Origin of the sequence: Allorhizobium sp. Av2 (assembly GCF_021462805.2) — a bacterium.
GTDB classification, from domain to species: Bacteria; Pseudomonadota; Alphaproteobacteria; order Rhizobiales; family Rhizobiaceae; genus Allorhizobium; species Allorhizobium vitis_G.
Window position 1 is genome coordinate 1,741,808 of the sequence record NZ_CP192696.1, and the last position, 12,373, is coordinate 1,754,180.

9 protein-coding genes and 1 tRNA gene are annotated in these 12,373 nt (G+C 57.3%); 1 reads left to right on the plus strand and 9 read right to left on the minus strand.

What is annotated here, in order from left to right:
* Positions 1 to 645 precede the first annotated feature (645 nt).
* Positions 646 to 2,547 (plus strand): methyl-accepting chemotaxis protein, encoded by a 1,902-nt coding sequence (locus FS819_RS08360; RefSeq protein ID WP_156547584.1) that lies wholly within the window; start codon positions 646 to 648, stop codon positions 2,545 to 2,547.
* A gap of 113 nt (positions 2,548 to 2,660) precedes the next feature.
* Here the strand turns inward: FS819_RS08360 and FS819_RS08365 are convergent, their stop codons facing one another.
* From FS819_RS08365 to FS819_RS08405, 9 genes are all read right to left on the minus strand, one after another.
* A complete protein-coding gene (locus tag FS819_RS08365; protein WP_156547583.1) occupies positions 2,661 to 3,239 on the minus strand; it encodes a hypothetical protein in 579 nt (192 codons plus the stop codon).
* Between the two features lie 99 nt (positions 3,240 to 3,338).
* Complete coding sequence (gene gpt / locus FS819_RS08370) at positions 3,339 to 3,836, minus strand: xanthine phosphoribosyltransferase (protein ID WP_015916290.1); 498 nt, start codon at positions 3,834 to 3,836, stop codon at positions 3,339 to 3,341.
* 319 nt (positions 3,837 to 4,155) lie between these two features.
* Positions 4,156 to 4,995 carry a universal stress protein gene (locus FS819_RS08375; protein WP_070150563.1) on the minus strand — a complete coding sequence of 280 codons (840 nt, stop codon included), beginning with the start codon at positions 4,993 to 4,995 and terminating at the stop codon, positions 4,156 to 4,158.
* Between the two features lie 224 nt (positions 4,996 to 5,219).
* Positions 5,220 to 6,005 carry a competence/damage-inducible protein A gene (locus FS819_RS08380; RefSeq protein WP_156547582.1) on the minus strand — a complete coding sequence of 262 codons (786 nt, stop codon included), beginning with the start codon at positions 6,003 to 6,005 and terminating at the stop codon, positions 5,220 to 5,222.
* A gap of 374 nt (positions 6,006 to 6,379) precedes the next feature.
* On the minus strand, positions 6,380 to 8,338 hold the full coding sequence (locus FS819_RS08385) for a methyl-accepting chemotaxis protein (protein ID WP_156629723.1): 1,959 nt from the start codon (positions 8,336 to 8,338) through the stop codon (positions 6,380 to 6,382).
* Between the two features lie 287 nt (positions 8,339 to 8,625).
* Positions 8,626 to 8,710: transfer RNA gene (locus FS819_RS08390), tRNA-Leu, on the minus strand.
* Positions 8,711 to 9,129: 419 nt separating this feature from the next.
* On the minus strand, positions 9,130 to 9,603 hold the full coding sequence (locus FS819_RS08395) for a chemotaxis protein CheW (protein ID WP_015916294.1): 474 nt from the start codon (positions 9,601 to 9,603) through the stop codon (positions 9,130 to 9,132).
* Between the two features lie 514 nt (positions 9,604 to 10,117).
* Positions 10,118 to 10,555 (minus strand): DUF1489 family protein, encoded by a 438-nt coding sequence (locus FS819_RS08400; RefSeq protein ID WP_156536293.1) that lies wholly within the window; start codon positions 10,553 to 10,555, stop codon positions 10,118 to 10,120.
* A gap of 45 nt (positions 10,556 to 10,600) precedes the next feature.
* Positions 10,601 to 12,004 carry an L-serine ammonia-lyase gene (locus tag FS819_RS08405; protein WP_156547580.1) on the minus strand — a complete coding sequence of 468 codons (1,404 nt, stop codon included), beginning with the start codon at positions 12,002 to 12,004 and terminating at the stop codon, positions 10,601 to 10,603.
* Between the last annotated feature and the right edge of the window lie 369 nt (positions 12,005 to 12,373).

Sequence of the window (12,373 nt, forward strand, 5' to 3'; positions counted from 1 at the left end):
ACAAAATATAGTGTCCCCAGCGTTTTTATGCCAGAGCAAATGGCCGCAGCGCGCCAGAAAAATTCAAAAAGATATCCGCACGGTCAAAGCGGGGACGCCGTGACCGTTTCAATCCTGATGATGTTCGCTGATTTGAACCGACCTCGTAGACATCTCGGTTCAGCCGCCGCCGCAACAATCAATTCATTAACCCTGCCCGCGGGCAAGCGCAAGAGCTGGTCTGTATCGAAAATATGAACCCTATATGTTGTGGTCAGCATCTGTGGAAAACGGGGAAAGAGGCTAGCCTAGAGAATTCATAGGCTTGGCGGAAAAGCTTCATGATTAACGCTGGGTGAAGGTTTTTTTTATCCACCGTCACATCGTGGCACGCAAGCAAGACGACAGAGGCCTGCCACCGCTTGCCTGCCTGTATCCCGAAACGAATCGGAGGTTTTTTGTGCCCACGAACGCCCTGACCGTGCTCGTTTCCATCAGGAAACCCTTTAATACGCGGGGAATAGGTCTTGCTAATTTCCAAACGAACTAAAGGGATATTAATGTTTGTGGACAACTATATCGGGACCAGGGTCTGGAATGACGTCCACACCCAGATATGCCGCGTCAGTCGCCATGAGAGCGCCGGGCCGCGCTTAAGGTTTGGTCATGACCATCAGTAATCTATCTATCCTGAAGAAGGTCAGTCTTCTTGTGGTGCTGATGGGCGTTGCGGCAGGTGCTATCGCCGCTGCTGGCGCCTTCGGCCTGTCTTCGCTTGGCGCCTCGCTTCAAAACACCGGAAAACGTGAAGAAGTGGCCCGCGAGGCCATGGACCTGCGCGTCGACATTATCGCCATCAGCCGCATGACTTATCAGTTGGCTTTCGCGCCGGAAAAGGCCGCCGATTTCGCCAAGGAAACCGAAACGCGCTCCAGCGAAATGCTGGCGCGCCTGCCAAAGATCGCGGCCACTGCCGACGAGAACGAGCAGAAACAATTGCAGGACGTCCGCACGACGCTCAGCGCCTATTTCGATCAGATCCGCCAGATGGTGAAAGTGGCCGGCACAGACGCCGCCAAGGAACCCGGCGTGATGGCCAAGGAGCTTTCCAAGGCCCTTGACGGACAAAAAGCGGTGACGGCGGCGGTCAAGGTCTACAGCACCTATTCCGCCAAGACCCTGTCTGCGGCCCGCAGCAATGCCATTGCCAGCTCGCAGCTGACGATGATCGCACTCCTGTCGACCGCAGCGATCAGCATTGTTGTCGGCGTTGCGGTCAGCACGCTGATTGCCCGTCGCGGCATCGTCAATCCGATCCGTCTTTTGACCGATAACATGAACCGGATTGCCAAAGGCGCCCTGGGCGACACCATTCCGGGCACAGAGCGCGGCGACGAAATCGGTGAGATGGCCCGCGCCCTGGAAATCTTCCGCGCCAACCGCTTGCAGATGCAGGAAATGGAAGCGCAGGAAGCCGCGCTCAACAGCCAGAGCAAGGATCTGCAATCCTGCATCAGCAGCATTGTCGCCTCGGCAGCCGCAGGCAATTTCTCGCAGCGCATCACCAAATCCTACGAGGATGCTGATCTGCAACGCTTCGCCTCCAGCGTCAACGAGTTGGTGGCCAATGTCGATCTTGGCGTCACCGAGGTCCGGCGGGTGATTGCCGCCCTCTCCTCTTCCGACCTTACCCAGGATATGCGCGGCAATTTCCAGGGCGCCTTTGCCGAATTGCAGAGCAACGTCAACCATGCGATGGCGACGCTTCGCGAAGCCATGCAAAGCATTCGCGGCGCTTCGGGTACGATTACCGACAATTCCGGCGAACTGAGTTCTGCCGCCAACCAATTGGCCCGCCGGACCGAACAGCAGGCAGCAGCCCTGGAAGAGACCGCAGCAGCGCTCGAAGAAATCACCACGACGGTCCGCACCTCCACTGAACGCGCCCATGAAGCCAACCAGATGGTGGAGCAGACCCGCAACAGCGCCGGCAAATCCGGCGAGATCGTCCGCAGCGCCATCGACGCGATGGGCCGGATCGAGCAATCCTCACAAAAGATCAGCCAGATCATTTCGGTGATCGACGAAATCGCCTTCCAGACCAATCTCCTGGCGCTGAATGCCGGTGTCGAAGCGGCCCGCGCCGGGGAGGCCGGACGCGGCTTTGCCGTTGTTGCCCAGGAAGTCCGCGAACTGGCCCAGCGCTCGGCCAATGCGGCCCGCGAAATCAAGGCGCTGATCAACACCTCCGCCGATGAAGTCAAGGGTGGCGTCTCGCTGGTTCTGTCCACCGGCGAAGCGTTGAACGAAATCGTCGGCCTGGTTGACCATGTCAACGGCCATGTGGCGAGCATCGCCCGCGCCGCGCAAGAACAGTCGGCGGCGCTGGCTGAAATCAACACATCCGTCAACCACATGGACCAGATGACCCAGCAGAACGCCGCCATGGTCGAAGAAACCACGGCTGCCAGCCAGGTCCTGGCCAGCGAATCCCGACAGCTGCTGGTGCAGATTGAACAGTTCCGGCTGGAGGATAACAGACGGGGTGAGTATCGCGCGGTGGCGTGATCAAACCGAAGAGGTTTTACTCTTCCAAAAGCTACGAAATTCAAAGCCCCTGCGTTTGAAAAACCGCAGGGGCTTTTTATTGAGAGATGTGATGGAAGGGCCTGTCCGTCTGACTAAACCGTGGTCACAACGCCAACGATAAGAGAGACCGAGACGCATGTGAGCCAGACAGCGGCGACGCGCTGGAGGACATGCAATCTGCCCTGACCGCCATGCCCTGCCTGAGTCAATCGCCCGGCGGAGCCCCAAAGCAAGGCCACGGCGCCGACCAACAGGCAGAACAGGCCGAGACACGGCAGGAAATTCGAATTGTCGGGAGCAGGCAGAAGAACGAGACCGAAGACCAATGCCTTGGGATTGAGCGCCGTCGTCAGATAGATCCGGCCCGCCGTGATCTGATTGAGAGCTTTCCCCTGCCCCGGCGCCTGCCAAAGTTTAAAAGCGATGACCAATACCCAGATCGCTGCGGCGATTTTCAGCAGGATGGCAGCGGCAGGCCAGCGCGCCATCAGCTGATCTCCCAGATAAACCAGTGGCAGGATGGTCGTCAGATAGCCCGCCAGTTCCGCTGGCAAGAGACGCAGCACGCGCCTTAGGCCAGCCTGGGCACCGGCAACACCCATCAAGGTATTGGTTGGCCCGGGCGCCAGCAGCAGCGCCAGGACAGCGGGGAGAAAGGTCGCAATCAGCATGGGGAAATCCATTATCAACAACAGATTGCCTTTTGCAGGGGAACCATGGCCGACGCATTGACAGCGATCAATTGCGCCGATCCATAGATTGCAAGGCTTTTAACCCTTATGGCCCTTGGCGATCGGTTCCTGATAGGTAAAGCCCATGTCCCAGGGGAAATAGATCCAGGTATCCTGGCTGACCTCGGTCACGAATGTATCGACCGTCGGCACGCCTTTCGGCTTGGCATAGACGCAGGCAAAATGCGCCTTCGGGATGATCGAGCGCACTTCCGTGGCGGTCTTGCCGGTATCGGTGAGGTCGTCGATAACAAGCACGCCTTCGCCGCCATTGGTCAGCAATTCAGGTGTAATGCCCTTCAGCAGGTTGAATTCGCCCTGGTTGACATAGTCGTGATAGGAGGCGACGCAAACCGTCTCGATCAGGCGGATATTCAGCTCGCGCGAAATGATCGCTGCCGGCACCAGCCCGCCCCGGGTGATGCAGACAATGGCGCGAAACTCCTGCCCAAGCCCGGCCAGGCGCCAGGCAAGCGCCCTGGCATCACGATGGAATTGATCCCAGGCAACGGGAAAGGCTTTATCGGGAAGAGACATGCAAGGGCTCCGCGCATCAAGAAAAGACAGAAGGAAAGGCAATCGAAGCGCTTCGCGTTTCAACCGCCCGCCGCGTCATCGCAGCAAAAACGAAGACAGTGACGCCATTCAGCTTGCGCATCAACCCGGCTGCCACCCGGCTTAAGGAGCCATGGGCGCAGGCGTTGCACAAAAGCCCTTTCGGCTCCTTGTCTTTCTCGGTGCTATAGCGGCAATCTGCCCATGAAGGCAAGAGACGGAAAGAGGATGCCGGAAACAGCAAGGCATCCGGTTGGAAACCGAATGCCTTGCGTCATCACATTCTGCAATCCAGCGCTTATCAGCGCGAAAGTAATGTCAGGGCCGTCATGGAATCAAGGACGGTGCGGGTCACGCCACCGAACAGCACTTCCCACCAGCGCTTGTGGGAATAGGCTCCCATCACCAACAGATCGATGCTCTGGTCGGACAAGCGGTTTTCGATATGCGCTGCCGCCTTCAATTGCTCCTGATCCTGCTGGGTCACGGTGACATTGATATCGTGGCGGCTCAGCGTCGCGGCGATTTCGGCGCCGGGCAGGCTGCGTGAAAGGTCGTCACCGCCGCTATCGACCACCGAGAAGATTTCAACGCTTTCAGCCTGTTTCAGGAAAGGGAGGGCATCGAATGTGGCACGCGCCACTTCGCGCGACCCATTCCAGGCAATCAGCACCCGCTTGATCGGCCGGGGTGTCTTCAAGATGTAAGGAACGAGCAGCACGGGCCTGCCGCTATCAAACAACGCCGTTTCCAGTTCGCTGCGGTTATCCGAAAGCGAACCGCTTTCTCCCTGAGCGGCCACGACCAGATCGGCGCAGCGGGCGCTGTCGACAAACGAACCTGTCGAGCCGACGGAGGTCACGAAATTGCGCCATTCGGTCGACACGCCTTCGCGTCGCGCTACCTCGGCGAAGATCGCCTCTATGGCCCCGGTTTCCTTATGGGCCAGATCCTGCATGGCCTGAACCGCGACCGGATCGGGTATTTCCATCGGCGCGATCAGGGGCATGCCGGCGACTGCTTCGCAATGAACGCCGATGACATGGGACCCGAACTGTTCGGCCAGCGCTATGGAAAAATCAGAAACCTGCGCTGCCGTACGGCGATTGTCGAGAACGCTCAAAATTGTCTTGTAAGCCATTGTCATCTCCCGGCAAATTGCTCCGATCGAACATCGTCCGAGCAAAAGCATACTGCATCGTGGTCTGGGCGACAGGAAGACACGCTTGCGTCATCCCACCCAACCACCGAAAAAGATAATGCGCCGAAACCACGCCGGTTCCTTGATTTCGCTCAAGGCTGAATTGGGATTACGCTCAAGGCTGATCTGGATTCCCACTCAAGTCTCAGCCACGCGGGACATTCTCAGGCCTCCAGCACGGTGGTCTTGCCGCCGGTAATTGCCGCGATCATCTCCTCGACATCAAAAACGGCGGCATTCAGAACATCTTCGGCCCTGGCCCGCACCACGAGTTCGGTGTGGAAACCTTTGGCGCCATCATAGCGTGGATAAGAACCGATGCTGGTCTGCGGATGCGCCTTCTGAACAGCGGCCAGCGCCGTGCCGATCTCGCCTTCGCCATAGGGGCAGGCAATTGCCCGCGACAGAACACGGACGCCACCGGGCAGGGTTTTGACGACATTTTCGAGCATGGCCTGAAACACCTGCGGGACACCGGCCATGACATAGACATTCTCCACCCGGAATCCCGGCGCGGTGGAAACCGGATTGGCGATATGCTCCGCGCCTTGCGGCATGCGGGCCATCCGTTGGCGCGCCTCGGTAAATTCCAGGCCACGGCGGGCATACATTTCCGCCATCAGCGCCATGGCCTTTTCGTCATGCAGGCACGGCAGACCGAACGCCTTTGAGATGGCATCGGCGGTAATATCGTCATGGGTCGGGCCAATGCCACCCGAGGTGAAAACATGGTTATAGCGGCTGCGCAGCGCATTCAGCGCCTCGACGATTGCCTCTTCCTCATCAGCGACAATCCGCACTTCCTTGAGGTCGATACCGGCCAGGGTCAGCACATCGGCCAGATGGCCGATATTCTTGTCCTTGGTGCGGCCAGACAGCAATTCATCACCTATGGCAAGCATGGCGGCGGTGACAACTTGAGACGGGGAAACGGAGGTGGAATCGGACATGGCGGGGCCTTCTAACGGACTTTGACGAGCTTTGACGAACTGAAACTATCTTTTGCTAACCGCATAATTCCCTCAATCGGGTCCGATTTAAGGTGACGACCAGGCAACGGATCGGAAATCGTGCGGCGGCTTTCATGCATTTCTTTGATGCATATCGATGTAACGTCACTTTTGCGAGACTGGACCAAACAGAGAGACGAAATTATCGGCCAAGACCTTTTTTGTCATTGCCGCTCGTCCGAAGTCTTGTCCCCCCACCCGCCAAACAGCAAGCCGCCCTGCGTGAGGGAAAACGCAGGGCGGCTTGAGCAACGAGACGATAGAGCCGAGAAATAAGCACCGGTTTTCGGAAAATCCGATGCTGTCAGATGGTCTTAAAACTCTTCCCAGCTTTCCTGCTTGGCTGCGGTATTCATGCCGAGTGCCTTGGCGACCTGACCGACCATACGGCGGGCGGGTGACGCGACAGGCCTTTGCCCGGCGCTGGCTGGAACAGGACCAGCGGACCTGCCTCCGGAAGGGGCGGCATTGACTACTGCTCCGGAACCAATCTGGAACTGACCGACCAGATGGCGCAGCTTTTCCGCTTCATTGGCCAGCGACGAGCTGGCGGCGGTGGCTTCTTCCACCATGGCGGCATTCTGCTGGGTCACCTGGTCCATCTGGTTGACGGCGATATTGACCTCAGACAGGCCGACGGACTGTTCGCGCGCCGAAATGGCGATGGCGTCGAGCTGGCCGTTGATGGCGACGACATGGCCTTCGATCACCTTCAGAACTTCACCGGTTGCCGTCACCAGCTTGACGCCATTTTCAACTTCGCTGGCGGAATTGCGGATCAAGTCCTTGATTTCCTTGGCAGCCTGGGCAGAGCGCTGGGCAAGTTCGCGCACTTCCTGGGCGACCACGGCAAAACCCTTACCAGCCTCACCTGCACGCGCCGCTTCCACACCGGCATTCAGCGCCAGAAGATTGGTCTGGAAGGCGATTTCATCGATCACGCCGATAATGTTGGAGATCTGGCTGGACGACTGCTCGATCCGCTGCATGGCGTTGACGGCATTCGAGACCACTTCGCCGGACTGCCGGGCCGACTGGTTGGCCTGGACGGCCATCGCCCGGGCTTCTTCCGCACGCTTGGAGGAATTGGAGACATTGGTGGTGATCTGATCCAGCGCCGCTGCGGTTTCTTCCAGCGAGGCTGCCTGCTGTTCGGTACGCTTCGACAGATCGTTGGCGCTCTGGCTCACTTCTCGCGAACCGCTGTCAATCGAGCTTGTCGAGATGGCAACGGACGACATCGTGTCACGCAATTGCTCAACCGTGCTGTTGAAGTCTGTCCGCAAACCTTCGAATTCACTGGCAAAATTCTGGGTAAGCTGGAAGGTGAGATCCCCAGCCGAAAGCCGCTTCAAGCCTTCCGCAAGTCCAGACGTTGCCTGGGCCATTTCAGCGGAGCGCTTGGCATCGGCCTCAGCAACGCGCTGGCGTTCCACTTCGCTCATGTCGCGGACCGCAGCGGCCTGTTTTTCCAGCTCGCGAGCGGCAAGGCCGTTATCCTTGAAGATCTGCACGGCACGCGCCATGACACCAACTTCATCACGACGGTCTGTTCCCTCGACCATTGCCGAAAGATCACCGCCGGACAAAATGCCCATCTTGGTGGCCAGATCGCGGATCGGCACAACCAGCCAGGCGCGGATGGCGAAAAAGCCGATTGTCAGAACGAGAACCAAGCCTACCAGCACGCCAACCACAGTCGTCATCACCGTGCTATTGGTCATATCAGTCAGGTCGTTACTTTCTGCATCGGCAGCCTTGCTAATTGTCGTAACGACTTCGGTAAAGCGCGGCGAAATCTTTGCAAACTCAGGCTGGCATTCCTTCAGAAAAGTCGACTGGGATTTTGTGACCTCATCATCGGTGGTAGCGGCTTTACCCGCCTGCATGGCATTGCCACAGGCCTGGTCGAGAATTTTCAGAGTATCCGCTTTAAGCGCGGCGATGTCGGGATTATCAGGAAGCGCCTTTGTCGCTGTATCCATGAACGTCACGAAAGAACCTCGAGCCGTCTCGAATTCCTTTACGGCGGACTGATTGAGTGCGTCCGTACGCGATAACATGATATCGGCCAAAGAGGCCCGTGCAGACTGCATCGACCGATTGGCGCGCGCCAGGTAAAGCGAAGCAGCGGATTCCTGCTCCAACAAACCGCTATACGCTGCGTCGATGGATTTCAGCTTCGCTCCGGAATAGGCCGCAATGCCGATGGTAAATAACCCGAACAGCGCCATGATCGACAGAAATTTCCCGATGATTGATAGGTTTTTCATCTCATTGCCTCGTAACTCAAGGTGGCTCGACCTTCGAGTACATGTGGGGGTAAATTTTTGGCGCGCCGAACCGGCTCCAGTCCCCGCCAAACCGCACAGAATGATTGGTCTGCAACGGTCGGCTGATCCGGCGGCACCCTTGAAAACTACCGGGTAAAATCTAATTTTTAGTGAATTCTAATTTTCTTATACTTAAGATTAAGAACGCGATGGGACACAAAGTCAGTCAGCTGCGGAAAACAGCGACAAAAACAACACCGGGGATAAAGGACACAGTCCGTTGTGGTTGGTGCGGACGACGGGGGTCGAACCCGTACAGATTGCTCCGAGGGATTTTAAGTCCCTTGCGTCTACCAGTTTCGCCACGTCCGCGTAAGCAGCGTTTTCAACGACCTGAGGCGGAATTGCAAGAGGGCGTTTCAGATATTCCCTAGAGTATGTCAGGTTTAGATGGAACCCAATGCACCCCGACTGCAGATGTTTCGGTTGTCTTTTCGGGAAAATCCGATGCGACACAAAAAACGATTGCATCGCGGCGGTTGCCGACACCCTGGCCGACAACATCATCCTAGAGTTTGCCTTAGGAAAAGTGGAACCCGGTTTTCTCGAAAAGACAAACGAAAACAAGAGTAGCGAGAGTCTGTCTGGTTCAATCTGAACCTGACAGACTCTAGCAGAATGGTCTTGTCCGCCCGGTCACACAAAAAACCCCAGACCGAAACCGGTCCAGGGTGATTGTTGAAATACATCAAGGTTGGAAGTCGAATACCGACGTTATCAAACGTTCGATATTAAACTGCCATGCCCCAGTCGTCTGCGTCATTAACGCCGAACATGCGCTCAAGGTTGAGGAAGCAAATCATGCTTTCGCCCTGGGCAATGATGCCGTCGGAAAAGGCAGCGCTTGGCCCTGCCGCCTGAGGCAAGGGCTGCAAGCGGTCGGCGGGGATGGTCAGGATGTCGGAAACGCCATCTACCAGCAGACCGACGGTCACGCCATTGACATCAGCCACGACCACGGCGCTGCGCTGGTTGACCTCGGAATTGGCCATACCAAGCTTGACGGCCAGATCGACGATCGGGATAACCGTGCCGCGCAGGTTCATCACGCCCAGCACTTCGTAAGGCGCATGGGGGAGCGGGGTCACAGTGGCCCAACCGCGAATTTCCCGAATGGACGTGGTTTTAACGCAAAATTCCTGCGCATGAAGCCGGAAAGCAATGATCTCGAGAGAGCCCGCTTGCACCAGATGCGATGTGGTCATCAAATTTTCTCCCAGCTTTCATAGGTTTGGGACAGTATTTTAGAATATACGTCCTTAAATCGCTGCCGATCCAGACAAACACGTGCAATGCAAGCCTCTGCACAGTGAATCGCCCGAATTGCAATCTATGCCGTAATCCCGCCAGCCTTCGATTGTGCCTCTGCAAGCCACACGTGGCCACTTTGGATTCCTTGATCAGAAACATAGTTGATGCGTCTTAACCGTTAGTGAATTCAAATATAAAATCTGAAAGGTCCCCACCACATATCGCAACCGGCACGCTAAAATAGAAATTAAGTATTTGATTTTTTTGAATTATTTCAATTGAGCTACTTTTAGGCAAAAATATCCATTTTAAAAATGATTTCCGCGCCTTTGCATCGCAATGAATAATATCAAGGCTCAAAAACGTGAACCACATCCCCGCCTTGACGAAATCGCAAATACATCAAAGGTTTGGGATATTCGAACATGGAATAAGCCGAATCGTTTTTAATGGCTGTTCTGATAAGATCTACAGCAATCCGAGTTCCGCCAGTTCCCGCTTCAAGTCGTCGGGCATATCATCCAGGCCCGCACCGCCAGCGGAAAGATCGCGCGGGGCATCTTTCGGGTCCAGATAGCGCCAGCCCTGAAACGGGCGGCGTGGCGCTGGCGTGGTTTCGATGACTTCAGGGCCGAGCACCAGTTCGCAACGGTTGATTCCATCCGCGCCGGTGACGCCGACAATGTCCAGCAGCGGCTGGCGGGCTGCAACCTGACCCTTGATGATCCAATAGAGCGAGCCGCCGTCCAGCAATTCCTCGACCCGTTTTGGCATCATCCGGGTGACATGCGAACTTTGCGGCGCCAAGCCAGCCGACATCGCCACCAGGGCGCGTTCCGCGACCCAGTGCTTGAGATCGTCGATGCTATCGGCCCCGACACAGAGTTTGATGAGATTGAGCGCCATGGGTTTTGCAGATAGACCTTTCATGCCGCAGGTCAAGCAGTACCGTTAACATTCCACGACATTGACGGCCAGGCCACCAAGCGAGGTCTCTTTATATTTCTCACTCATGTCGTTGCCGGTCTGGCGCATGGTCTCGATACAGGCGTCGAGCGGCACGAAATGGCTGCCATCGCCCTTGATGGCCAGCGAGGCTGCTGTCACCGCCTTGACGGCACCCAGCGCATTGCGCTCGATGCAGGGCACCTGCACCAGCCCCCCCACCGGATCGCAGGTCATGCCGAGATGATGTTCCAGCGCAATCTCGGCGGCATTTTCGATCTGCTCCGGGCTGCCGCCCATCACCGCTGCCAATCCTGCCGCAGCCATGGCGGCTGCCGACCCCACTTCCCCCTGACAGCCGACCTCAGCGCCAGAAATCGAGGCGTTGTGCTTGATAATGCCGCCGATGGCCGCAGCCGTCAGCAGATAGTCGCGCACGCCCTCCTGATCGGCATCGGGGTGAAAATGCAGGTAATAACGGATCGTCGCAGGCACGACGCCTGCCGCTCCATTGGTCGGCGCCGTCACCACCCTGCCGCCAGCGGCATTTTCCTCATTGACGGCCATTGCATAGACCGAGAGCCAGTCATTGGCGAGCAGCGGGTTCTGCCGGTTGGAACGCCATTCCTCCTGGAGCTTGTCATGAATGTAACGGGCGCGACGCTTGACTTTCAACCCGCCGGGCAGTTCGCCCTCGCCCCGCAAACCGCGATCGATACAGCCGCTCATCGCCGTCCAAAGCCGGTCGAGGCCTTCGTCCAGCGCCTGGCGGCTCAGGGAGACTTCCTCATTGGCGCGCTTCATCTGGGCAATCGTCAGCCCTGATGATGCAGCCATGGCCAGCATCTGCCGGGCGGAGGCGAAAGGATAAGGCACTTTGACAGCGTGAGTTTCCGTCTTCTTTGTCTTCTGCACGGCGGCAAGCTCGATATCGGTCACCACGAAACCGCCACCGATGGAATAATAGACCGTTGTCAGCAGCAGGCGACCCTGTTTGTCAAAGGCCGAAAATCGCATTCCATTGGCGTGACCCGACAGTGGCGTCTTCTTGTCCAGCACCAAATCGGTGGCCGGATTGAACTGATAGGCCGGATGCCCGGTGGGACAGACCTTGCCGCTGCGCTGCACCTCGGCGACGAGCTCCGCCATCCGGTCCGGATCGACCCTGTCGGGCATCTCGCCGGTCAGGCCGATGATAACGGCGCGGTCGGTGCCATGGCCTACACCGGTATAAGCCAGCGAACCGTGCAGGCTGACCTTCAGTGCCGCGACCTCGGCGCCAGCCGGGCGCGGCCAGTCATTGGAGAGGATCAGATCAAGAAACCGGCCCGCTGCCGACATCGGCCCCATCGTGTGCGAGCTGGATGGCCCGATGCCGATCTTGAAAACGTCGAAGACGGAAAGAAACATGCAAGGACCCTACCCGTGAAGCCGCAGCCAATAGCCTAAACTCTAGCCTTATCCTCGGCAAATTCGTGATGAAGGATCGACATTCAGTGAAACCGTAGCGACAAAAACCGCAAAACAAAAACAGCGCGGCTCATCTCCAGCCGCGCTGTCGTCCCCCGCCGTAAAGCGGATTTCTACCGCAACAAAGCGGCAGGCACGAGGCCAATCCCCCGAAAGCCCCCGAGCACAGCATGGATAGACGATTTGGCGGCCCTGCTCAATCGCTGACAGCGGTCAGAGCCGTATATTTCTTAAACGATACCGCAAGCACCTTGGCATGAGCGCTTCATCTCCATTATCGACAGTGACAATTGATATTGGCGCTTTGTG